This window comes from Paenibacillus sp. (genome assembly GCF_035645195.1).
In the GTDB taxonomy this organism is placed as follows: domain Bacteria; phylum Bacillota; class Bacilli; order Paenibacillales; family YIM-B00363; genus Paenibacillus_AE.
The window spans coordinates 343751-364848 of the sequence record NZ_DASQNA010000007.1 but is presented as its reverse complement, the minus strand read 5'-3'; the positions used below and the strand labels follow the sequence as shown (position 1 = coordinate 364848).

Sequence of the window (21098 nt, the reverse complement as noted above, 5' to 3'; positions counted from 1 at the left end):
TTTTGGAGCTGGATGAACTGGCTGCATACCAGGGCATACGACTTGTCAGGAAGTCATCACCTCGAGGCAATTCGAGAGCATCCATTGGGCGGGGAGCAGATGGCTAAGGAAATCGCCGAAATGGTTGATACGGTCCGCGAGAGAACTGGCTTGAAGACGATCACGATCGGAGATACGGAGGACGTAGAATTTCAAACTGTCATGGGAGGGAGAACCGTGGGAACCCCAGTACCGAACAGAGCCAATGAGGAGAAGTCCGTAGCTGCTGGACCAGTGACGACGTATAAGCTGCCACCGGAGGAACTCGAGAAGCTGCGCACCGGAACGCAACTGACGGAAAGAAGGCCGATCCACACGAGTCCCGACGGCGGCCGAAGCGAACGGAGTAGGCTGATCGAAAACCAAACCAAGAACGAGGTGGACGATATGAGACCTAAGAAGACGGGTCCCGATTGCGGACTGACGAAGCGAATTTTCCTAGAGCAGATTGCTGCCGGCGAAACCGTATCGAGCATCGAGCGGGCATGGAACATGAAGAATCAGACGCTGCCGTATTGGGTCAAGGTGTGGGGGCTGAAGGGCGTGACACCGGGTAAGGCGCGCGAGTTGCTGCAGTCGATGCCGGATGAACATGCGCCACCACAGCCCGTCGTTGTAACGGCGGAACAAACGTCTGACATTGTGCACCATGGTCCGACGCCCGATCCGCAGCCGATCGGCGCGCATGTCGGAGATCCAGCTGAGCCAACGCCGTTAGTGGTCGCCGCGGGCTTGACGGCCATCGATTCGACGATCTCGACGATACTTAACAACGTTGAATGGTTCGAGGCAGAGCATACAGTGGTCGGACCTTCGGTAAGCCTAAACAGCCGCGGGATGTCGTTCGATGAGGAAGCGACCAGGCAAATGGCGCTGAAAGCGAACGAGCTGCTGATGATCGGCGCGGCCCCGGGAAAGTTGGTTTTCCAGAAAGGACGAGGGCTGAAGCTTAGAGGCGTCGGTGAATCGACGGTTCGTCTTGAGAACCGGCGGATCGGGAGCTGGCAGCCGTTCAAGGCGATCGCGAAGAAGCGATATCCGCTGAAATACGATGCGGCGAGCGGGGCGTACTACATCGAGGTCGAGGTGACAGAACATGCGCGAAATTAAGTTTCGGGGTAAGCGAATCGACGCAGACGTATGGGTTTATGGAGATCTAGTCCATTGTTGCCCAGGGGATTGCTACATCGGCAAAATTGGTGCGATCGAAGGTCGTAATGTTCGATTTGTCGGGGAAATATGCGACCCAAAAACAGTCGGACAATTAACCGGCCTTAGGGACAAGAACGGAAAAGAGATTTATGAGGGGGATATACTCGACATCAAGCTGATGGACGGTAACGAAATTTTCAGAGTGGTTTACGACGATAGGCGGGCACGGTTCCACTTGTACGACAACGAAGGCGTAGGTTGGTCGTTCGATCACACGAACGAATATGAAGTCATCGGCAACATCTACGAACACCCGCACCTTCTGGAGGGCGGTGGTCCCCATGAAAAAACCTGAATTTCGTGAAGACGGCGATCCGCTGACCGGCTTCGCCTGGGGGCTCGCACTGTCGCTGTTGATGTGGGTCATTTTGGCCGCCGGCGCCGCGGCAGTGTACCGATTCGTGCTTTGACGCTGCGGGCCGTCTTCACCTCGATGTTTTCACGTAGGAAATGCAGAACGCCGACGCTGTTGGAGAGGATCGACAGCGTCGTGTCCGTAAAGTCGATAATGACGCCGTACCCGTCGAATACTTTGTTCCCGTCTTCGTCGACGGTGAAGACCATGACCGGCTCGCTGGTGCGTTTGGCTTTTCCGAAGTCGTCGAGCGTTCTAAGCAGCATATTAATCACCCCAATTGAATTATACCACGGAGGTGAACCGCACTGAATCCTGTCCAGATTTACTACGACGTCTGCAAGGAGATCGAGATCCTCGAAATCCGCTTGATGGATCTCGAAGAGCAGCTGAAGGCGGCTCGCGCACTTTGCTTCAATGGTCAGTTGCCTTCGTCCCCAATGCCGGTTCACGTGCCTTTAGATAAAGCGCTGAAGCAATATGACGAGGTTGTGGCGAAGATCCGAGAGGCTTCGGTGGAGCTGGAGCGGAAGAAGGGGGTGCGAGCCCAAATCGAGGCGAAAATCCGAGGGCTCGAAGGAATTGAGCACCAGGTGGCCTACAAGAGGGATATCGAGGGCAAAACGCTGGCTCAAATTGCTGAGGAGACAGGGTACTCATACGGTTATATCATGAATGTCAGCAGTCGCATCAAAAAAGTGAGAAACGTGTGAGAGCACGCCTTGTCAAAACGTGATATATTGGGTTCGTGGAAGTCTGCATAAACGATAACAAGAGCTCACCTTCGGGTCGGGCTCTTTTTGTTTTGGGGTGAAACCATGGAGACCAAATTGAAGGGGCCAAGCCTGATCGCCGCCCTGAACCGATTGAACAAGGGCGACGAGTTGCCGAGCCAGCCAGCGCACTGCCGAGGCTGTATCTGGGGGAGTTGGGATGGTCTCAAACAATTTTGCCCGTGGCAGAGTTGCAAGAGGAAATAAAAATAGCCGCATCCGAGTTGCAGTCGGAATACGGCTAAGGCGCTGCAGCGGTACACAGCGGGGTGGTTCCCGGGTACATGGCGACCTCCTTACTTCTTGTCTTTCGGTGGATTCGGATCGTTGCCGTAGCTGTTGGCTTTAGCGATTTTTCCGTCTTTGTTGTGGACGCGGTGTTCGGTTTGATCAGCTTTTGCTTCAGCACGGCCCCGCTGTTCAGCGTTAGCCTTGGTACGGTGAGTACTGATCACCTCGCCGCCTTGTTTGTTTACCCAGCCCTTTCCGTCCTTGTTAGGAACGGTGTGAACAGGCTTTTCCTTATTTGGCATGGGACATCCCTCCTTTCTGTATGTTTATACCAAAAATTAGGACAAAAGTTGCGGTGATTTCTTTGCCAAATAAACCAAAGCACCCCTGCAACCACGTCGGCTGCCGGCAGCTGACGACGGAGCGCTTCTGCGATCAGCACGCCAAGCAGCACCAACAGCAGCAGGATCGGGAGCGAGGCACGGCACATCAGCGGGGGTACAACACACGCTGGCAGAAGGCACGCAAGACGTTCCTCTCACGGAACCCGCTGTGCCGGCATTGTCAGGACGAGGGATTCTTGACGCCGGCGACGGTCGTCGACCACGTGATCCCGCATCGAGGGGATCAGGATCTGTTCTGGGATTCGAACAACTGGCAGCCTTTGTGCAAGAGGCATCACGATATCAAGACAGCGAAAGAGGACGGAGGGTTTGGACGATGAGTTCAAGACAAGTTCGCATTGTACTTGATGCAAGAGGCTTTGGGAAAGTGTTTGTGGATGACATGGACCTCAGTGCACATGTGCAAGCAATCGAGGTTAGGGCTGTAGCTGGAAGTGAGATGGGCATCCGTCTGCAATTGGTTCCGAAATCGGTGAGCATTGAGGCAGAAATGAAAGAAATTGAACCAACTGAGGACGGTTGGCGGCAATTCGTCAGGGCGTAGGCTGATACCCCCCGGGGGTAGGGGGGCAAAATCCTCGGGACCCCCTTTTGTAAGACCGCGTGTCCAGTTTTGCGCGAACAAAATTCCTTTTTTGAAATTTCCGGAAAGGAGGCTTGGCTATGGCCGGGCGTAATAAGCAACCGATCAATCTTATTTTGCTTAAAGGCAAATCGCATCTGACAAAAGAGCAGATCGAGGAACGGACAAAAACGGAAGTGAAGGCGCCAGCCGACGACGTCAAGCCTCCGAAGTACCTGACAAAGACGCTTAAGAAGGAATTCACGGAAATCGCAAGCGAGCTGCAGCGCATCGACCTGATCACGAATCTGGACGTTGACGCCTTAGCTCGTTTTTTGTTGGCACGGGAACAGTACGTCCGGGTCACGAAGGAGCTTCGCTCCATACCTCCGACGATTACGGTGGAGCATCCGGAAACGGGCAAGAAGCTGAAGGTGGCAAACGAGCAGTACGGCGACATGCTGCTTGCGCAGGACAAACTCTTCAAGCAATGTCGCGCTGCAGCTTCGGACCTCGGCTTGACGATCAGCTCGCGCTGCCGTCTGGTTGTCCCTAAGAAGCCGGAAGAGAAGAATCCGACCGAGGAAGAGCAGCTCTTCGGTGATGCCTTATGATAGAGCAACTTATTGAGCGAATCGCTCGATACGCTGAGGACGTCGTCGACGGAAGGGTTACGGCATGCCGGAAGCACAAACAGGCGTGCCAGCGTTTCCTCGACGACATTGTACGGAGCCAAAGCGAGGAATTCCCGTACGAGTTCGACATTGAGGAACTCTACCGGTTCTACCGTTGGTCGCGGATGTTCAAACACACAAAGGGAGTACTCGCCGGCCAACCGATCGAGCTAACCGACTTTCAACTCTTCGTTGTCGGCAATATTTTCTGCTGGAAACGGAAAGGCACCGGTCTCCGACGCTTCCGGAAGGCGTACATTCAGCTTGCACGCAAGAACGCGAAGTCGCAGTTGCTTGCGTTGATCAGCAGCTACGAGGCTTTCGTATCTCCGGAGCAGTCGGAGGTCTACATCGCGGGATGGGGGCGTGAGCAGTCAGGCATCGTGTACAACGAGGTGCTGACACAGATCCAGGCGGTGGAGCTGCTGAAGGGCAAATTCACGGACACATACGGCAGGATCCGGCACGTGAAGAGCGGCAGCGTCATACAGCCGCTGTCAAAAGAAGCGCGGAAGACCGGCGATGGTAAGAACCCGAGCCTCGCTGTCATCGACGAGTACCATGTACACGAGACGAGCGAAATTTATGACGTACTCGTTTCCGGCATGGTGGCGCGCGCGAACCCGCTAATCGTCATCATCACGACGGCTGGCTTCGATATGGCGGCGCCGTGCTTCACTGAGTATCTATATGTCTCTGAGCTCCTAGATCCTAACTCGCCGAAGGAAAACGACGAGTATTTCGTCATGATCTGCGAGCTTGATAAGGACGATGACATCAAGGACGAGCGAAACTGGGTTAAGGCGAACCCGATCGTCGCGACATACGAGGAGGGCATGAACTTCCTCCGAGGCGAGCTGCAGGCTGCGCTCGACGTTCCGGAGAAGATGCGGAACTTCCTGACGAAAAACATGAATTTGTGGGTGGACCAGAAGGACAACGGCTATATGCCGATGGATGCCTGGCGCGCTTGCGGGGTGGACAAGCTGCCGGATCTCGCGGTTCGAGAGTGCTATGTGGGCGTCGATCTTTCGAAGAAGATCGACCTGACGAGCATCGGCGGCGTGATTCCGCTCGGCGATGGCCGCGTCTACGTGTGGTCTCATAGCTTCATTCCGGAAGACACGCTCGCGGCGAAGCGAAAGACGGATAAAGTGCCATATGACTTGTGGGTTCGGCAGGGCTGGATCACCGTTACGCCAGGCGCCGTCGTTGATTATCGCTTTATCCAGGAACACATTAAGAAGCGCGAAGCCGAGAACCTCTGGACCATCAAGGAAATTTGCTTCGACCCCTACAACGCCTCGCAATTTGCGCAGGAAATGGAGTCGGAGGGGTACGAAATGGTCGAGATTCGACAAGGCGTGAAGACTCTGTCCGAGCCGACGAAGAATCTACGTGAGCTCGTGCTCTCCGGGCAATTGATTCACGAGAAAAACCCGGTTCTCACCTGGGCGGTGGGGAATGCGGTCATTCGGCAGGATCATAACGAGAACATCATGCTCGACAAAGATAAGTCAACGGACCGGATCGACCCGATTACGGCACTGATTAACGCGCACGTCCGGGCAATGCTGCTCGCCGGTGAAGGGCCGTCAGTGTACGAAATGCGCGGATTCTTAACGCTGTAAGGGGGTGAGGACAGCTGAAACTGAAAATTCCATTCACAAACAAGGTTTTGGAGCTCCGGTCATCTCTTTCGAATCCAGATCAGGCGTTTCGAGAGTGGGCAGCGGGCGGAGAAAACGCGAATTCCGGCGTCAGCGTCAACGAACAGTCGGCACTTCGCGTAACGGCATACCTAGCTGCCGTCAAAATTATCTCTGAGACGCTGGCATCACTCCCGCTTAATGTCTACCGGAAGCTCGAAACTGGTGGGAAGGCGCGCGCGACAGAACATCCGGCGTACGAAGTGCTCCATAACCAGGCAAATGACGAAATGACAGCCTACCAGTTCAAGGAGACCATCCAAGGACACATTTGCAACTGGGGAAACGGGTACGCGGAGATTGAGCGTAACGGCGCGGGAAGGATTGTCGCACTTTGGCCGCTGTTACCGGACCGCACGTGGCCGGAGCGAGGGCGCGACAATAAGATTTATTACCGAACCGTCGTATCGAAGACGAATCAGCAGGTCATTTTGCCGTTCGATAAAGTGCTGCACATCCCCGGATTCGGCTTCGACGGGTTGATCGGCTATAACCCGGTGCGCTTGGCACGCGAAGCCCTCGGCATGGCGCTTGCGGCGGAGGAGTTTGGGGCTAGATTCTTCGGAGATGGTGCGAATGTTGGCGGTATTGTCGAGTACCCGGGTAAGCTCAGTGACACTGCGTACGAACGATATAAGCGCCAGGCAAACGAACAGGCCGCGGGGCTGAAAAAATCGCATCGACTCTGGGTCCTCGAAGAAGGTTTGAAGTACCACCGCGTCGGGATACCGCCGGAAGAGGCGCAGTTCCTCGAGACACGAAAATTTCAAATCGCGGAAATTGCGCGCATGTTCCGGGTGCCGCTGCACATGCTTGCGGAGCTCGACCGGAGCACAAATAACAATATCGAGCACCAATCGATCGAATTTGTCGTCCATACCATCCGTCCGTGGTTGGTTCGCTGGGAGCAGCAGCTACGGATGAAGCTCTTCACCACCGCGGAAAAGCGCAGTGGTTTTTTTGCGGAGTTTTTGGTTGATGGATTGCTCCGGGGGGACGCGAAATCGCGTAACGAAGCGCTCCAAATTCAGCGACAGAACGGCATCATCAACGCCGACGAGTGGCGCGAAATCGAAAATATGAACCCGCAACCCGGCGGCCAGGGCCAGAAGTACCTCGTGAACTCGGCGATGGTGGCCGTTGACCAGATCGGGCTGGAAGGAGGTGAGGGAAGCGATGCCAATGGAGAACCAGAAGGAAATCCGCTCGATACTCCTGCCGGAGAGTAGACCGGAGATCCGGAGGATGGACGGCGAGCCGACGAAAATTATCGGTTACGCAGTGCGCTGGGGACAGTTATCCAACCCGATTTGGGGCATGTTCCAGGAGAGATTTGAAAAGGGCGCATTCACGAACCGGATGAGCGACGTGTACGCCAGCTGGCAGCATGACGTCCGCGACACGATCGGCCGGACGCCGAACACGCTTGTGCTCACCGAGGATGATATCGGCCTCCGCTACGAGATTACGCCGCCGAGCTGGGCGGATAAGTACGTGGAGAGCATCGAGCGCGGCGATGTGAAGGGCTCGTCGTTCATTTTCAGGGCAATAAGGGAGCAATGGGACGAATCGAACCCGGAAATGCCGATCCGGAGCGTCCTGGAGGCGGAATTGATCGAAGTCAGCCCCGTCACGCGGCCGGCCTACCCGCAATCGACTGTCGGCGTTCGTTCTGAGCAAGAAGTGTACGAAGCCTTCGCTGCGCAGCGCGCAGCTGGTGATAAAACGGTCCACGAAGCGGACCGTCAGCGGCGTGAAAGAGAGCTGCAGCTTCGAAAACATCAATTTTAGGAGGGGAATACCTTGCCGAACATTACTGAATTGCAGCAAGAAAGAGCCCAAATCTGGGAGCAAGCGAAAGCGCTGAACGACCGCGTCAACGCGGAAAAACGGAGCTTTACGGCGGAAGAGCAACAGCAATGGGACAAGATGAACGCCGACATGGATCGCCTCGGGGCTCAAATCGACCGCGAAAAGCGGATGGCCGAGACGGCTGCGGAGCTCGAACAGCGCGACGGCTCGCCGGCGGTGCGCCAAGGTGGCGAAGAGCGCCGAGAGGAGGAGAAGCCGGCGCTCGAGCGTGAGGAATATCGCGCAGCGTACACCTCCTTCCTCAAATACGGTTACTCCGGATTGACATCGGAAGAGCGGTCGATTATCGACGCCGGCAAAGTGCAGCTGAGCGGACAGGAAGCACGCGCGATGTCATCCGTCACTGGCACGGCTGGCGGCTACACGGTGCCGGTAGGCTTCTACAATCAACTCATTCAAGCAATGAAGGCTTTCGGCGGCATGCGTCAATCCCGCGCCCGCGTTCTTCGCACGTCGTCTGGTAACGACCTGCCGATTCCGACGACGAACGATACGTCGCGCAAAGCGAGAATCGTTGGACAGAACACGGCTGCCGGAAATGCGACGGATCCGGTGTTTGGCCAGAAGACGCTGAAGGCGTACAAATATACGTCCGACACGTTCCTGGTACCGATTGAACTGATCCAGGACAGCGCCTTCGATGTCGAGCAGTTGATTCGCGAATTCATCGCCAGCAGCTTCGGCCGCGGCACGAACGAGCACTTCACGGTCGGCACGGGGACGAACGAGCCGCAAGGTGTTGTGACTGGTGCCGCGCAAGGAAAGGTCGGGTCGACGGGCCAATCGACCTCCGTAACGTTCGACGACCTCTTCGACCTTCAGCACTCCGTCGACGTGGTATACCGGGCGATGGCCGAGTGGATGTTCAACGACAACACACTCAAGGCGATTCGCAAGCTCAAGGACGGCGATGGGCGCCCGTTGTGGCAGCCTTCGCTCACAGCGTCGGAGCCGGATCTCATCCTCGGCAAGCCGTATGTAATCAATACGGACATGGCTGACATGGCAGCGAACGCGAAGCCGATTCTGTTCGGCGACTTCTCGAATTACTTCATCCGTGACGTTATGGATCTTACAATCTTCCGCCTCGGCGAGAAGTACATCGAGAGCGGGCAGATTGGATTCATCGCGTACGCCCGCCACGACGGCCTTATGGTCGACGCCGGAACGGGTCCGATCAAGTACTACCAGAATTCCGCATCCTAATTTGACCTGACTAGGGCGCCCGCCGGGGCGCTCTTTCGGTCTGGAGGTGAAACATTTGCAAAGAGTTAAGGTTCGGATGAACGTAAGCATCGCTTCAGCGTCGTGGTCGTACGGTCCGAGGCAAGAAGTGGACCTGGAACTCGGACTCGCCGAAGCCTGGCAAGAGGTAGGGCATTGCAAGATTATTGGAGAGCCTTACGAGGCGGAAGACGAAGCGACGGCAGCCGCTGTGACCGAATTGCCGAAGCCTGACAACTCGTACGACATTGATTCGGGGGAGGTCATCGGCTATTGCTCGGTGGCCCCTGAAAACGAAGGGGAAGAGCACATGTTTGGTGGTGTGCTGTATTCCTTTGACCACGCTGAAGGCGATGAGCTCTTCTTCAAAAAAGTCGAATCGAATGCTAGCGATATCACGCTCGAGGCGTTCAGCGAACTTTCGGCAGCCGATCAGAAAGCGCTGCTCGAGAAGCTCGCGATCGAAGGTGACGCCGGCAACGAGGAGAAGCGGACGGCGCTTTACGCCGCGTACCTTGAAGCAAAGAAGGTGTAAACCATGAAGCTCAAGGTGATCACCCCACCGGCCACAGAACCGGTGGGGCTTCCTGACATTAAGCCGCAGCTGCGGATCGACCTAGACGACGAATCATACGACGCAACGCTGACGCCGCTGATCACCGCCGCGCGCGAATGGTGCGAGGGCTTCCAAAACCGCGCGTACCTGACGCAGACGCTGGAGCTCGCATTGGACGAATGGCCGCGGGGAGAAATCCGGCTCCCGCGTCCGCCGCTGCAGTCGGTGACGAGCCTCACGTACACGGACCGCGACGGGAATACAGCGACGTGGGCATCGTCGAACTACATCGTAGACGACTATTCGGAGCCGGCGGAGATCGTCCGCGCTTCGGGCGTCTGCTGGCCGACGGCGTGCCTAGTGCCGGCGAATGGTGTCAAGGTCCGCTACGTCGCCGGCCACGCTGCTGCCGGCAGCGTCCCGGAACGCGTGAAGCAGGCGATCATCCTTTTGGTCGCCGCCTGGTTCGATAATCCCGGCTGCGAGCCGCCGGACGCGGTAAAGTCGTTGCTGAGCCTGGATCGGGTGGTGCCTGTATGAAGTGCGCGGACGGCATGTTGGCGGGGCGTTTAAGGCACAAGATCGTAATCAAGTCGCCGCCTACGACGCGCAATTCCTACGGCGAGCAACCGGCACCGGACGCCGAGTGGACAGTATTTGCTACGGTCTGGGCTTCAAAGGAGCCGCTTTTGGGGCGGGAGTACTTCGCCGCGGAGGCTGCGCAAAGCCGGGTTGAGGTCAAATTTCGGATTCGGTACCGCGACGGAATCAACAACACGATGCGCATTGTTCATGGAGATGACGAGTACGAGATCCTCTCCGCGATCGACGTCCAAGGACTGAAGCGCGAAATGCTGGTTTACGTGAAGAGGGTGGACTGATGCCTCGAGGGTGGAAATTCGAAGGCATGCGGGAGCTCGAGAGCTCGATAAAGAGGCTCGGGAAGGTGCCTCAGTCCGCAGTCACGAAAGCGGCCCGCCAAGGGATGAATATCGCTCTCAAGGCCGCCCGCGAAAAGGCTCCGGTTGACACTGGAGACCTGAAGGGCGGGATCATCATCAAAGCGGAGCGGAAGACGGTAACCGGTAAAAAGGTTTACGACGTCATGATGGATCCGAAGAAGAATCCATTGTTCGTGAAGATGTCAGCGGACGGCCAGAAGCGGTACTATTACCCTGCATCGCAGGAATACGGCTTTATGAATGTAGACGGCGGATATACCCCCGGGTATCGATTTCTCCGCAATGCGCTGACTGAAAACGCCGAGGCAATCGAACAAAAGATCGTCGGCGTCATGGGTAAGGAGATCGACAAAGCATTGGCGAAGAGGTGATTCCGCTGACTTTCGAGGAAGCATTGGTCGCCGAGCTGGAGAGTGTATCCGGATTAAGCGGCAAGGTGTTTCCGTTGAACGCCGCGGAAGGAACCAAACCGCCATACCTGATCTACATCTCCAGCGACGGCCTGCCGGACAAGACGCTGACCGGCTACACGGAGTCGAAAACGATCCCGCTAGAAATCAACATCATCTGCAGGACTTATACCGATCTGAAATCATTAACACCGGCAGTCCTGGCCAAGATTCGCTCCTTTCAAAGACGCACAATCGGGATGGACGGGCCGTACGTCCAGGACGTCGCTTACGACGAGCCGGTCGAATTGCTCGAGCCCCAGGTCATGTGGTACAGGAGCAACTTCGATTTACGAATCAGCATTTAGGGAGGGAAAGCCATGCCGAAAAAGGCACAAGGGACGACGCTCAGCATTGGCGCTAATGTCGTTGCGGACCTGACGTCGATTAGCGGGTTGGAATTGACCGCGGACACGATTGACGTGACGACTTTGGCCGATACGTATCGCAAATTCCTGCAGGGGTTGAAGGATGCGGGGGAAGTCACGGTTGAGGGCTTTTTAAACGAAGACGATACGACGGGGCAGATCGCAATCCATAACGCTTACAAGACCGGCGCGGAGTCTACGTTTACGATCACATTTCCCGCGACGGTCGGAGCTGAATGGGATTTTAACGCAATCGTTACCGGGGTTACGCTCGGCGGCGCAATCGAGATGGAAGAGGCGCTTAGTTTTGCTGCAACGTTGAAAGTGTCGGGCGAACCGACGTTGACGCTGCCGGCGCCGTAATTTTCGAACCGGTCAAGGGTAAAGCCCTTGGCCGGTTTTTACATTGAGGAGGGGTATTATGCAAGACGGGAACGATGTAGTGCTGATTAAGCTTGACCGGATTCGCGAAATCCGGTTCGGCCACAAAGCCTTGAAAACACTCGGGGCGATCACTGGTAAGGAAATCGACTCGATGATGAAGATGGATGGCCTCGACCTCGAAGCGGTCGAGAAAATCCTCTATTGCGGTCTTCTGTCGGATGCCAGGGCGCATGGCGAGGAACTACGCCTCGAGGACATGGAAGACCTACTGGACTACGCAAACCCGTGGAATGAGTTGATCGAGAAAATGCAACTCGCGTTCGAGCGCGCCTTTGGCACCACGCATGCAGGTGAATCGAACCCGGGAAACGGACAGGCAAAGCTGAACCGGCAACAGCGGCGCGCTACTGGGAAGAAAGCTTAAAAGCTGCAATTAGGGTCGGTATCAGCATCCCTGTTTGTAACGAGATGACCCCCTACGAACTAAGGCTCCACGTTCTGAACTACAAGCAGGAAATGGAGCGGGAAGCAGAGGAGGACATCGTGCTCACATATTTGGGAGCGTACTGGCAACGGGTGAAGCGGCTTGATCCTCTGAAGAAAATCCTTCAGATGATGAAGCCGAAGCAAACGCAGGCGGACATGCTTGAAGAAATTAAACGGCTCAATGCCGTGTTCGGAGGCAAAGTCGTGTATCGGGAGAGAGGCGAGTAGCCCTCTCCTTTTTGTTTTGCACGGGGAGGAGGTGGAGTTGAGTTGACGGTCGTTAAAAACTTGATGATCCGCGGCGGCGCTGATTTTAGCCCGATGAAAAAATCGATGGACAAGGCGAGCAAGGACATCGGCGACTTTAAAACGAGCGTTGCGAAGGGCATGCAAGCGGTAGCAGCAGCTTTGTCCTCCGCGGCCGCACTTGGTCTGGCTGTACTCGTCAAAGATGCCGTTAAGAGCGCCATGGACGTAGAGGCCGCCATCCAGCAAATTAATCGGATGATGGGGAGCAGCGCGCAGGCGTTCTTGGACTGGGCTCAGGATGGGGCAAAAGCGTTCGGTTTCGCTCGGGCGGATGCCATCCGTTTCGGTGCAATTTACGCCAATCTCCTGAGCGGGTTCGCCACGGACACAGCGACGACAATGAAATACACGCAGGATCTGCTCAAAGCTTCTGCTGTCGTTGCGGCGGCGACGGGCCGGCAAATGCAGGACGTTATGGAACGGATCCGTTCCGGTTTGCTTGGCGAGACGGACGCGATCGAGGATCTTGGCATCAACATCAACGTTGCCATGATCGAGACAACCAAAGCATTCCGGGATCTGGCCAACGGGAGGTCGTGGGAGAATCTCGGATTCAACACGCAGCAGACCATCCGCTATTTTGCCATTTTGGAGCAAGCCTCCCGGAAATACGGCCTGCAGCTGGCGGAAAACACGAATTCGAGGCAGCTTATGTTCGTGGCCCAGCTCAAGGACCTGCAGCTCGCACTCGGAAATGCGTTCCTGCCGGTGTATAACGCCGTTCTCCCCGCTTTAACATCGATGACGCAAGCGCTGGCCAACGCGATGGACGTGGTGGCTCAGTTCATGCAGACCTTGTTTGGAAAAGCGGCCGTCCAATCCATCGAGGCCACGAAGGAGCAGTCCAGCGCGGTCAATGAGCTCGGAGAAGCCTACAAGGAAGCCGGCAAGAAGGCGAAAGGCGCTGTTGCTGGGTTCGACGAAATCAACCAGTTGGCAGACGCTGAGGGGGCCGCTGCAGGGGTCGGCACGGGCACGACTGCATTGGGCAAGGAGATTGCAAAATCGGAGCTGAACCAGGTCGCACAAACGCCTGAATGGATGGAGCAGCTCGCCCAGCAAGTCAGAGAATTCCTAGAGCCGTTGAGAGATCCGATCAAAAGAGTTACCGAAGCGTTTAAGTCGCTTTGGGAGGCGCTGAAGGGTTTAGCCGATACAGCTCCGGTCAAGGCATTCTTCAACATGCTTGCCGAAAACAAGCGCCTTGAGATCACGATCGGACTCGAGCTCCTCGCTGGAATATTAGAGGCGGTCGCCAGCGGATTGAAAATCGTGACCGGGCTTTTCAATCTCGATTTTAAAACTGCGCTAGAAGGTGCCGAGGGTTACGTCTCGGCAATCTTCGATACGATCAAGGGCGTCGTCGAGCCGTTCTTCCCGGATGTAGCAGCCAAAATGGAGCAGTTCAAAAAAGGTTTCGGGGCAGCCTGGTCCAACCTGAAAGGCTTGATCGAGGAGAAGGCCGGCCCGGTAATCGAGGCCGCGAAAAAGAAAATTACGGAGATCAAGGACGAGGTTCTAAAACGATGGGATGCACTGAAGACGGAGTCCGGTGTGAAGTGGGATGAGTTCAAAGTGTATCTCAGCGAGAAGTGGACCGAGGTGCAGGAATATACGGATTGGGATTCGATTAGGGCTTCGATTATACAGGCTTGGACCAATCTCCAGACGGAAACCGGGAGAAAGTGGGACGCCTTCAAGGAGTATCTCAGCCAGAAATGGGCAGCCGTAAAAAATTTCACAGATTGGGGTGCGGTCAAGGACGCGGTCCTCAAAAAGTGGGACGAGCTCCGGAGCAGTACCGGCGAGAAGTTTGACGATCTGAAGTCGTTTATCAAAGAAAAATGGGATGCCATTTCGAAAATCGACCTCAGCTCAGTTGGGGCAGCCGTCCTTGCCGCATGGGGCGCAATTAAGAGCAATACCGCGACCATCTGGTCGGAAATCAGCGGTGCTGTGGTAAAAAGCATCAACGCCATCGTGGATAGCATTAACAGTATTATCCGAACAGCGAACAAGGCAAGCATCAAGCTGCCCAACGGCACAATTGGGGTGAACATTCCCGAAATCCCGCGTATCCCGAACATCCCGAAGCTTGCCCGCGGTGGCATCGTGGACGGCGCAACGAATATGGGCAACTACATTGCTGGCGAAGCCGGCGCTGAAATGATTGTGCCGCTCGAGAACACATCGTTCGTGGACAAACTTGCGTCGGCGTTGGGTACGGCCGTTATGAACGCAATGCAGGTCAGCATGGGCGGCAACAACGGCGGTAGAGACGGCCCGGTGATCGTTATGGACACGGTGGAAGTGGCGCGGGTACTTTACCCGCATATTGATCGGGAAAGCAGACGCCGCGGCGGCGCATTAATCCAAACCACGTAAGGAGGTCGGTAACAACGTGGCGCTCATTACCATCAACGGGGTCGAGTTGCCGACCCCTTCTGAATTCAAAGTAGGCATTCAGGATCTCAGCAAAGCGGAGCGGAATACTCGCGGTATGCTTATTATTGAACGGATCCGGGGCGGCGTTCGGAAGATCGAGCTCGGCTGGAACTTCCTGACCGCGGAGCAGATGAGCCTTATACTGAACGCCGTCTCGCCGGTGCTTTTCTCGGTTACGTACCCCGACCCGATGACGAACGCGAACCGCACAGGGACGTTTTACGCCGGTGACCGACCTGTTTCGATGATGGATTTCCGCAACGGCGTCCCACGGTACAAGGACGTACGCTTCAGCCTGGTCGAGAGGTGATTTCATGTACCCGACGACGAGTAAATTCAAAACGGAAATCTACGGCAACCCTCGGACGGTCGTCGGCAAAGTCACGTTCGACATCTCCGACGTGACGGCGATCGGGGACATTACGAGCATCGTGACGACGGCGCAGGCGTCGATCAGCAATAAGGACCAGCTCGCGAACAAGGTGCGAGACGCGTCCGCCAATCTCGCGACCTGGGAGCGGAACCGATTCCGCCTCGACGGGTCGTTTTCTTTTCCGGACGACACGATCGCGAACAATGGGGAGATGGGCTTCGTCAGCAGCGACATCTGTGACGCGGGCGGCGTCTTTTCTTCGTACCCGACGATCACGTTCAGCTTCGGCGGTACGCACTCCAGCGCCGGCATCACGATCACGTTCGACCGGTTCAACAACGAGTACGCCGTGGACTTCGACATCACGGCGTACAATGGCGCCACAGTAATCCAGACGGTGTCCGTGGTCGGGAATACCGAGGTCATGCCGGATCCGCTTGGCCAGCTCGCCAATTACAACAAAATCGTGATCACCATCAAGAAATGGTCCGTCGGCTACCGGCGCGCGCGGGTTCTCGAGGTCGACTTCGGCATTGTGCGGACATACACCGACGACAGCCTTATCGGCATGAAGCTGATCGAGGAGCTCGATTTGACGTCGGCGCGGCTGCCGTCCCCGGAGTTCGACTTCACGGTCGACAACAGCGATCGGGCGTTCAACATCCTGAACCCGACTGGCTTTTACAAATACCTGCAGCAGCGGCAGCAGGTCATCGCGGAGCTGGGCCTCGACGTCGGCGCCGGCGTCATCGAGTGGGTCCCGCTCGGTAACTATTTGCTGTGGGATTGGACCAGCGACGAGGGCTCGCTGACGGCCACATTCACGGCCCGGACGAACCTCGACCTGATGGCCGGCTTCGATTACGAGCAGCTGACGCCGAGCTCGAAGACGCTGTACGCGCTGGCCGAGCAGCTCTTCGCCGCGTGCGGCATCGAAAACTACTCGATCGACCCCGCGCTGCAGTCGATCGCGACGAACAGCATGGCCGAGAAGACGAACTGCCGGGACGCCTTGCAGATGGTCGCCATCGCCGGCTGCGCGAACATCTTCGTGACGCGGGGCAACGTGATCACGCTGAAATGCCTGACGCTCGGCGCCGCGGCGGACACGATTTCGCTCGACGACAGCTACGACGAGCCGAAGATCGTCCTCGAGCCGACCGTGAGAGCGGCAGCGGTGACGTACTGGACGGATCTGGACACGTCGGCGGTCGTCACGGTGAACTCGTCTACGGCGACGGTCGGCGACGTGCTGAAGCTCGAGCGGAACACGTTCATCAATTCTTCGGTGCGCGCCACGGCCGTCGGCCAATGGCTGCTTGAGCGACGGGAGTACCGGGCGGAGTACCGGTCCAACTGGCGCGGCAACCCCGCGCATGAGCTGGGCGACGTGATCGAGATCGAGAACTCGTACGGCGCGAACATGGCGGCGTTCATCACGAAGAACGACATCCGCTACGCTGGCTATTTGTCGGCGCGGACGGACTCGAAGGGAGCGGTCAACTGATGGAGACATTGCTCAGCCGGGTGTCCGCGAACCGGTACGCGCTGTCGTTCGACGGGGTGGATGATTATGTGACTGTGCCGGATTCCCCGGTACTGAGAAATTTTACAAACCAAATCACGATAGAAATGTGGGTAAAGCCCAATCTAATTTCCGGGAACCAGTCTTTCTTACGGAAAGACAATGCGTTCATCTTGCAAATGGATGCAAGTGGAAGGTTTCGTCCCCATGTTTTCAAGAACGGCGGTTACGTTGTTGCGGAATCGCCTGTAGGGACGATATCGCAGGGGACTTTGCAACATATCGCGCTGGTATACGACGGGTCAAATTTAAGAGGGTTTTTAAACGGGGCAGTAGTTTGCAATGCAGTTACTTCCGGAGATTTGTCCGTCCCGGTCGGCTCTATTTTCATCGGATCTCGCAATGGAACTGGCGAATTTTTTAAAGGTGTAGTTGACGACGTCCGTATTTGGAACGTCGCTCGCACCGCGTCGGAGATCGCCGACAACATGAACCGGATGCTCGCCGGTAACGAGGCGGGACTCGTCGGGTACTGGAAGTTCGACGAAGGTGGGTTGAATCCGCTCACGCTCGATTTCGGCGGCAAGGTCGCCGGGAGTACGACCGAAAATCCAAACATCTTTCGTGGTGGTCGAGGGGCTTCGCTGTATTCTCCGTCTCAAGGTTCTTTCGGAGACTTCGGTGAGGTTGGGCAAACGCATTACGGGTGGGCTCAGAACATCGACGGCCAAACGTCGATCGCATACAGCACAAATACAAACACGTACATGAACCAGCACATGTTTTCGTGGAACGTCATCGAAGAAATACTCCGCAAACGCGGCAACGTGTTCGGCAGCAATGTGCTAGCGGACAGGGTCGCGTGGGCGAAAAATAATATTCAACGTTTTACGGCAGATTGGTACGGGCGAGGAACTGGACCTAGTGGGAACCGCGCGAATTTCTCAAATTGGGACGCTGTTACATCTTCGTGGGTGTTACAGACCACTCACACGGGCGGTTCTATTTCGAGGTTGTTTGCTACTCAAACAACTAATGCCTACCGTATTGTCGATTCTAACGGGTTCATGCACTTCCTCGCCTACGCTGACGCCGCATCCTCGACCGTCGCGTCGACCGTCTACACCGACTACGTACGCCTGACGGTCGATTTCAAGAACACCGCGATCGACTCCTCGCCGAACGGCAACAACGGCACGATTTATGGTGCAACGTACGTGACGGACATGCCGGTGCTCTACTATGCGATCGATGTGGAAACGGGCTGGACGGCAAATGACGAGATCAACTTCGAAGACTTCAACCGGCTCGAGACAAATATCAAAACGCTGCGCTCGTACCTTGCGGACATCCAATACGCCATTCCCGCGATCACGACCGTCACGAACCGGACGATGACGTACATCGACTTTCTGTCGTCGATCAACCGGATCGAGCAGAATCTCGAGACGATCCGGACCAATTTCGCAACGCCTCCGGGCTACCCGGGAGCGGAGACGTGGGCAGCCCGCGACGGCTTCGACTACACCGATGCAAACCGGCTCGAGACAGATGTGATGTTGCTCTTCGAGACCGCAGGCAAGGTGTACGACAGCTTCGTATATTGCGGCACCTTTGCAGCTGGATACGAGAGAGGAGGGATACCGTATGCCTTATAATCCAACATCTTGGGTGGATCGGATCGTTCAAGAGCCTCTGCGGTTTAAGGACCAGAACGGAAATACATGGATTCTGACCCCGGATCCGGGCACCGTGACGCAAGCCGGTACGCCGTTTGCTGCGGCGCTGATGAATAAGATCGAGCAGGGGCTCCAAGCCGCCGCGTCCACCGCCGACGCCGCGCTGCCGAAAAACGGGAGTCAACCAATGACGGGGAGTTTGCTCTTTCCGGACGGCGGGGAATACAGAGTTGGGATACAAGGACAAAACCAAAGCGTTGTATTTACGGACGCGGGAGACGTAATTCTCAGAAAACCAGCTGGCCGGGAAGCGTATGTGCAGACCGATTTAGGCGGAGTAGAAAAGATATGGACCGCAGGCAACGACGGCTCCGGTTCGGGGTTGGACGCCGATTTAGTTCGAGGCATCTCGGGAGATCGGTTCCTGTACGGCGCAAACGGACGTGGCGGGCAACAAGTAACGGATGCGAACGGTATAACTCGTTCCGGTTTCTTTAACATGGGTTCGCCCTACACGGGGACGCCGACAGGTGGTGGCGGTTACGTTTATCACAATCAGTACGAAGGTGACGACAATTGGGCGTCGCAAATATTTGTCGACACCAATTCTGTCGTGTATTCAAGAATCAAGAACAACGGCACATGGGGAGCATGGAAGGCGGTGGGGGGAATGAAGGTCGTACAGCGTGGCGAGACGACGCTCGCGGCAGTTGGCGGAGACGTCACGGTTACGATACCGACTGCCGTCAACATGTCGAAGGCATTCGTAAACATCACATGGCAAGCTAATGAGGAAGCAACAGTCAAAGCGACTCTAACCTCCTCGAATGGATTGCGGTTAGTTAAAGCGAACACCAACGCAAGCTATACGGTTTCATGGGAAGTTATGGAATCCAATTAATAGGAGGGGTATGCAATGCTGAAATACGTACAAGTCAGTGAAAGCGGCGTCGTGCACACCATTTTCGATTCACCGAATAAACTCATCGAGGTTCCAGCGGAGACGGATTCGCGCGTCCTCGGCACGCATTACGTCGACGGCGCATTCATCGGTTACAAGATCGCTTTAACGACGGACAAGCCGGAAATCGTCGCCGACGGCGTCGATACGGCGACGATCACGGCGACCGTCACGACGTGGGACGACCAACCGGCAACGGACTTCGCCGACCCGATCATTTTTGAATTCAACGGCGAAACGCAAGAGGTTGCTCCGGTTGGCGGCGTCGCCGAAATCACGTTGCAGTCGGAGGAAGCGGAAAGTTTGCAAGTCGTCACCACAAACGGCGGTTACGTCATTCAAAACGGTTCGGTGGAGGTGCTCGCAGATGTCCAACAAAGATAAAGCAACGCCGGCACCAGCAGCAGAAAAGAAAGGTTTCCGCTTCGGGGCGGACCCGAAGCGGAAGGCAGTGGGGCAGCGGCGCGAAGAAATCGCTCAGACCGGCGCCGAGCCGACGCTCGCGGACATTTATGCCGCGCAGCTGGTGATCATCGACCAGAACAATAAGATCCTCTCCAAGCTCAATCGCATGTAGGATCACCCGATCAGCTCGGACCGGGCTAAATATATTTGGAGGTGTAGAGCATGCCAGACGAAATACTGGAAGATTACGCCATGAAAGTAACACGCGACCCGGTGAGCGGCAAGCCTGTGCAGCACACCATTACCACGCTTACGGGGAGTTATGCGCAAGAATACTTTCAAGGGTCTTCCACCAAAACTCACACCTTTAACAACAGCATGAGAGGGTTTGTCATTCGTAACAAACACACTAGCAGTCTGTACGTTGTTGTAGGTGCGCAACAGTTCCCCGTTGCCGCAGGTGACGTGTTTACCGAAATGGTATTCCCCTTTAAACAGATTACCATTGTCGCGTCAGGTCCATATGAGGGGTATTGTTTGGGTGACGAAAAGCCTTTACCCGCACTCATTGCTTCCGACACATTCGAGAGAGCGGACAATAGTTCTAGTTTAGGCGTTGCCGAGACGGGACAAAGTTACATTATCGGAGTCACGGCGGCGACTTGGGGTGTTAGTGGCGGGAAAGCTATTCAAAACGTAACTGCCGGGTTGTCGACCGTTGCTGTGATTGACGCATACGCTTTTGACGTAGAAGTGGAATGCGACGTATTAATGCCGAGCGGGGCGGGTCCGTCGAACTACGGCGGGTTATGTCTTCGGTACATGGACAACAATAGCCACATATTTGTAAGGGGCGATTCCAGAACGTCTATACGAGTATACAGCAAAAATTCCGGTGGTTCTTACGATACGGTAAGCGTGTTGCCCTTCACCTTTTCCGACGGTCAGGTCGTAAAAATCAAGGCTAAGACCATCGGAAAAGACATTGAAATTTTTGCGAACGGCGTTTCTATTGGTGTTGCTACATTGAGCGAAACGCAATACGACCGAACGAAGCATGGGACGAAGCACGGCATGTTCGCAAAATCGCCGCTTATTACGTTCGACAACTTGACAATTAAATTAGCCGAATAGGGGGCGG

At 55.8% G+C, this 21098-nt stretch carries 29 protein-coding genes; 27 read left to right on the top strand and 2 right to left on the bottom strand.

What is annotated here, in order from left to right; translation table 11 throughout:
• The first annotated feature begins 216 nt into the window (after window positions 1–216).
• Genes VE009_RS02815 through VE009_RS02805 form a run of 3 tightly spaced genes read left to right on the top strand, consistent with a single transcriptional unit; the run spans window position 217 to window position 1661 of the window.
• Window positions 217–1149 carry a hypothetical protein gene (locus VE009_RS02815; RefSeq protein WP_325005872.1) on the top strand — a complete coding sequence of 311 codons (933 nt, stop codon included), beginning with the start codon at window positions 217–219 and terminating at the stop codon, window positions 1147–1149.
• Window positions 1136–1546: a YopX family protein gene (locus tag VE009_RS02810; protein WP_325005871.1), complete on the top strand. Its 411-nt coding sequence runs from the start codon at window positions 1136–1138 to the stop codon at window positions 1544–1546. The genes VE009_RS02815 and VE009_RS02810 overlap by 14 nt, the downstream gene beginning before the upstream one ends.
• Window positions 1533–1661 (top strand): hypothetical protein, encoded by a 129-nt coding sequence (locus VE009_RS02805; protein WP_325005870.1) that lies wholly within the window; start codon window positions 1533–1535, stop codon window positions 1659–1661. The genes VE009_RS02810 and VE009_RS02805 overlap by 14 nt, the downstream gene beginning before the upstream one ends.
• Here VE009_RS02805 and VE009_RS02800 read toward each other — a convergent pair.
• On the bottom strand, window positions 1615–1872 hold the full coding sequence (locus tag VE009_RS02800; protein WP_325005869.1) for a hypothetical protein: 258 nt from the start codon (window positions 1870–1872) through the stop codon (window positions 1615–1617). The two genes, VE009_RS02805 and VE009_RS02800, sit on opposite strands and share 47 nt — an antisense overlap.
• A 105-nt stretch (window positions 1873–1977) precedes the next feature.
• Here VE009_RS02800 and VE009_RS02795 point away from each other — a divergent pair, with 105 nt between their 5' ends.
• The gene (locus VE009_RS02795; protein ID WP_325005868.1) at window positions 1978–2319 is read left to right on the top strand and encodes a hypothetical protein; all 342 of its coding nucleotides are present in this window, start codon (window positions 1978–1980) and stop codon (window positions 2317–2319) included.
• Between the two features lie 356 nt (window positions 2320–2675).
• Here VE009_RS02795 and VE009_RS02790 read toward each other — a convergent pair whose 3' ends face one another.
• Entirely contained in the window at window positions 2676–2912 is a 237-nt protein-coding gene (locus VE009_RS02790; protein WP_325005867.1) for a DUF2188 domain-containing protein, read from the bottom strand.
• 62 nt (window positions 2913–2974) lie between these two features.
• Between VE009_RS02790 and VE009_RS02785 the strand changes: the two genes are divergently transcribed.
• The 23 genes from VE009_RS02785 (at window position 2975) to VE009_RS02675 (ending at window position 21091) form a co-directional block, all read left to right on the top strand.
• Window positions 2975–3334, top strand: coding sequence for an HNH endonuclease signature motif containing protein (locus VE009_RS02785; protein ID WP_325005866.1), 360 nt, complete (start codon window positions 2975–2977; stop codon window positions 3332–3334).
• Entirely contained in the window at window positions 3331–3558 is a 228-nt protein-coding gene (locus VE009_RS02780) for a hypothetical protein (RefSeq protein WP_325005865.1), read from the top strand. The genes VE009_RS02785 and VE009_RS02780 overlap by 4 nt, the downstream gene beginning before the upstream one ends.
• 119 nt (window positions 3559–3677) lie before the next feature.
• The gene (locus VE009_RS02775) at window positions 3678–4190 is read left to right on the top strand and encodes a phage terminase small subunit P27 family (protein ID WP_325005864.1); all 513 of its coding nucleotides are present in this window, start codon (window positions 3678–3680) and stop codon (window positions 4188–4190) included.
• Entirely contained in the window at window positions 4187–5881 is a 1695-nt protein-coding gene (locus tag VE009_RS02770) for a terminase large subunit (RefSeq protein WP_325005863.1), read from the top strand. The genes VE009_RS02775 and VE009_RS02770 overlap by 4 nt, the downstream gene beginning before the upstream one ends.
• A gap of 47 nt (window positions 5882–5928) precedes the next feature.
• The gene (locus VE009_RS02765) at window positions 5929–7188 is read left to right on the top strand and encodes a phage portal protein (protein WP_325005862.1); all 1260 of its coding nucleotides are present in this window, start codon (window positions 5929–5931) and stop codon (window positions 7186–7188) included.
• Window positions 7136–7750 carry an HK97 family phage prohead protease gene (locus VE009_RS02760; RefSeq protein ID WP_325005861.1) on the top strand — a complete coding sequence of 205 codons (615 nt, stop codon included), beginning with the start codon at window positions 7136–7138 and terminating at the stop codon, window positions 7748–7750. Before VE009_RS02765 ends, VE009_RS02760 begins: the two co-directional genes overlap by 53 nt.
• Window positions 7751–7762: 12 nt before the next feature.
• Window positions 7763–9037, top strand: a complete 1275-nt coding sequence (locus VE009_RS02755; protein WP_325005860.1) for a phage major capsid protein — start codon at window positions 7763–7765, stop codon at window positions 9035–9037.
• A gap of 76 nt (window positions 9038–9113) precedes the next feature.
• On the top strand, window positions 9114–9590 hold the full coding sequence (locus tag VE009_RS02750; RefSeq protein WP_325005859.1) for a hypothetical protein: 477 nt from the start codon (window positions 9114–9116) through the stop codon (window positions 9588–9590).
• Window positions 9591–9605: 15 nt separating this feature from the next.
• Window positions 9606–10151 (top strand): head-tail connector protein, encoded by a 546-nt coding sequence (locus VE009_RS02745; RefSeq protein ID WP_325005858.1) that lies wholly within the window; start codon window positions 9606–9608, stop codon window positions 10149–10151.
• Complete coding sequence (locus tag VE009_RS02740; protein WP_325005857.1) at window positions 10148–10492, top strand: phage head closure protein; 345 nt, start codon at window positions 10148–10150, stop codon at window positions 10490–10492. The genes VE009_RS02745 and VE009_RS02740 overlap by 4 nt, the downstream gene beginning before the upstream one ends.
• A gap of 26 nt (window positions 10493–10518) precedes the next feature.
• Window positions 10519–10944: an HK97-gp10 family putative phage morphogenesis protein gene (locus tag VE009_RS02735; RefSeq protein ID WP_325005856.1), complete on the top strand. Its 426-nt coding sequence runs from the start codon at window positions 10519–10521 to the stop codon at window positions 10942–10944.
• A complete protein-coding gene (locus tag VE009_RS02730; protein ID WP_325005855.1) occupies window positions 10941–11330 on the top strand; it encodes a DUF3168 domain-containing protein in 390 nt (129 codons plus the stop codon). The genes VE009_RS02735 and VE009_RS02730 overlap by 4 nt, the downstream gene beginning before the upstream one ends.
• A 12-nt stretch (window positions 11331–11342) precedes the next feature.
• Window positions 11343–11753: a phage tail tube protein gene (locus VE009_RS02725; RefSeq protein ID WP_325005854.1), complete on the top strand. Its 411-nt coding sequence runs from the start codon at window positions 11343–11345 to the stop codon at window positions 11751–11753.
• Window positions 11754–11811: 58 nt separating this feature from the next.
• Complete coding sequence (locus tag VE009_RS02720) at window positions 11812–12198, top strand: hypothetical protein (RefSeq protein WP_325005853.1); 387 nt, start codon at window positions 11812–11814, stop codon at window positions 12196–12198.
• A 119-nt stretch (window positions 12199–12317) separates the two neighbouring features.
• Entirely contained in the window at window positions 12318–12488 is a 171-nt protein-coding gene (locus VE009_RS02715; RefSeq protein ID WP_325005852.1) for a hypothetical protein, read from the top strand.
• Between the two features lie 42 nt (window positions 12489–12530).
• A complete protein-coding gene (locus tag VE009_RS02710) occupies window positions 12531–14954 on the top strand; it encodes a hypothetical protein (protein ID WP_325005851.1) in 2424 nt (807 codons plus the stop codon).
• 16 nt (window positions 14955–14970) lie between these two features.
• Window positions 14971–15324 carry a DUF6711 family protein gene (locus VE009_RS02705; protein WP_325005850.1) on the top strand — a complete coding sequence of 118 codons (354 nt, stop codon included), beginning with the start codon at window positions 14971–14973 and terminating at the stop codon, window positions 15322–15324.
• A gap of 4 nt (window positions 15325–15328) precedes the next feature.
• Complete coding sequence (locus VE009_RS02700) at window positions 15329–16894, top strand: hypothetical protein (protein ID WP_325005849.1); 1566 nt, start codon at window positions 15329–15331, stop codon at window positions 16892–16894.
• Window positions 16894–18570, top strand: a complete 1677-nt coding sequence (locus tag VE009_RS02695) for a LamG domain-containing protein (RefSeq protein WP_325005848.1) — start codon at window positions 16894–16896, stop codon at window positions 18568–18570. Before VE009_RS02700 ends, VE009_RS02695 begins: the two co-directional genes overlap by 1 nt.
• Window positions 18560–19492, top strand: coding sequence for a hypothetical protein (locus VE009_RS02690; RefSeq protein WP_325005847.1), 933 nt, complete (start codon window positions 18560–18562; stop codon window positions 19490–19492). Before VE009_RS02695 ends, VE009_RS02690 begins: the two co-directional genes overlap by 11 nt.
• Before the next feature lie 15 nt (window positions 19493–19507).
• Complete coding sequence (locus VE009_RS02685; RefSeq protein WP_325005846.1) at window positions 19508–19936, top strand: Ig-like domain-containing protein; 429 nt, start codon at window positions 19508–19510, stop codon at window positions 19934–19936.
• Window positions 19920–20129, top strand: coding sequence for a hypothetical protein (locus VE009_RS02680; protein ID WP_325005845.1), 210 nt, complete (start codon window positions 19920–19922; stop codon window positions 20127–20129). The genes VE009_RS02685 and VE009_RS02680 overlap by 17 nt, the downstream gene beginning before the upstream one ends.
• A gap of 50 nt (window positions 20130–20179) precedes the next feature.
• Window positions 20180–21091, top strand: coding sequence for a hypothetical protein (locus VE009_RS02675; protein WP_325005844.1), 912 nt, complete (start codon window positions 20180–20182; stop codon window positions 21089–21091).
• Window positions 21092–21098 lie beyond the last annotated feature (7 nt).

What these genes read in the sequence shown, in the direction of transcription:
- VE009_RS02810 (WP_325005871.1), top strand. Translation starts at nt 1,136, where the DNA reads ATGCGCGAAATTAAGTTTCGGGGTAAGCGAATCGACGCAGACGTATGG.
- VE009_RS02805 (WP_325005870.1), top strand. Translation starts at nt 1,533, where the DNA reads ATGAAAAAACCTGAATTTCGTGAAGACGGCGATCCGCTGACCGGCTTC.
- VE009_RS02800 (WP_325005869.1), bottom strand. Translation starts at nt 1,872, where the DNA reads ATGCTGCTTAGAACGCTCGACGACTTCGGAAAAGCCAAACGCACCAGC.
- VE009_RS02795 (WP_325005868.1), top strand. Translation starts at nt 1,978, where the DNA reads ATGGATCTCGAAGAGCAGCTGAAGGCGGCTCGCGCACTTTGCTTCAAT.
- VE009_RS02790 (WP_325005867.1), bottom strand. Translation starts at nt 2,912, where the DNA reads ATGCCAAATAAGGAAAAGCCTGTTCACACCGTTCCTAACAAGGACGGA.
- VE009_RS02780 (WP_325005865.1), top strand. Translation starts at nt 3,331, where the DNA reads ATGAGTTCAAGACAAGTTCGCATTGTACTTGATGCAAGAGGCTTTGGG.
- VE009_RS02775 (WP_325005864.1), top strand. Translation starts at nt 3,678, where the DNA reads ATGGCCGGGCGTAATAAGCAACCGATCAATCTTATTTTGCTTAAAGGC.
- VE009_RS02770 (WP_325005863.1), top strand. Translation starts at nt 4,187, where the DNA reads ATGATAGAGCAACTTATTGAGCGAATCGCTCGATACGCTGAGGACGTC.
- VE009_RS02760 (WP_325005861.1), top strand. Translation starts at nt 7,136, where the DNA reads ATGCCAATGGAGAACCAGAAGGAAATCCGCTCGATACTCCTGCCGGAG.
- VE009_RS02750 (WP_325005859.1), top strand. Translation starts at nt 9,114, where the DNA reads ATGAACGTAAGCATCGCTTCAGCGTCGTGGTCGTACGGTCCGAGGCAA.
- VE009_RS02740 (WP_325005857.1), top strand. Translation starts at nt 10,148, where the DNA reads ATGAAGTGCGCGGACGGCATGTTGGCGGGGCGTTTAAGGCACAAGATC.
- VE009_RS02735 (WP_325005856.1), top strand. Translation starts at nt 10,519, where the DNA reads ATGCGGGAGCTCGAGAGCTCGATAAAGAGGCTCGGGAAGGTGCCTCAG.
- VE009_RS02725 (WP_325005854.1), top strand. Translation starts at nt 11,343, where the DNA reads ATGCCGAAAAAGGCACAAGGGACGACGCTCAGCATTGGCGCTAATGTC.
- VE009_RS02720 (WP_325005853.1), top strand. Translation starts at nt 11,812, where the DNA reads ATGCAAGACGGGAACGATGTAGTGCTGATTAAGCTTGACCGGATTCGC.
- VE009_RS02700 (WP_325005849.1), top strand. Translation starts at nt 15,329, where the DNA reads ATGTACCCGACGACGAGTAAATTCAAAACGGAAATCTACGGCAACCCT.
- VE009_RS02695 (WP_325005848.1), top strand. Translation starts at nt 16,894, where the DNA reads ATGGAGACATTGCTCAGCCGGGTGTCCGCGAACCGGTACGCGCTGTCG.
- VE009_RS02690 (WP_325005847.1), top strand. Translation starts at nt 18,560, where the DNA reads ATGCCTTATAATCCAACATCTTGGGTGGATCGGATCGTTCAAGAGCCT.
- VE009_RS02685 (WP_325005846.1), top strand. Translation starts at nt 19,508, where the DNA reads ATGCTGAAATACGTACAAGTCAGTGAAAGCGGCGTCGTGCACACCATT.
- VE009_RS02680 (WP_325005845.1), top strand. Translation starts at nt 19,920, where the DNA reads ATGTCCAACAAAGATAAAGCAACGCCGGCACCAGCAGCAGAAAAGAAA.
- VE009_RS02675 (WP_325005844.1), top strand. Translation starts at nt 20,180, where the DNA reads ATGCCAGACGAAATACTGGAAGATTACGCCATGAAAGTAACACGCGAC.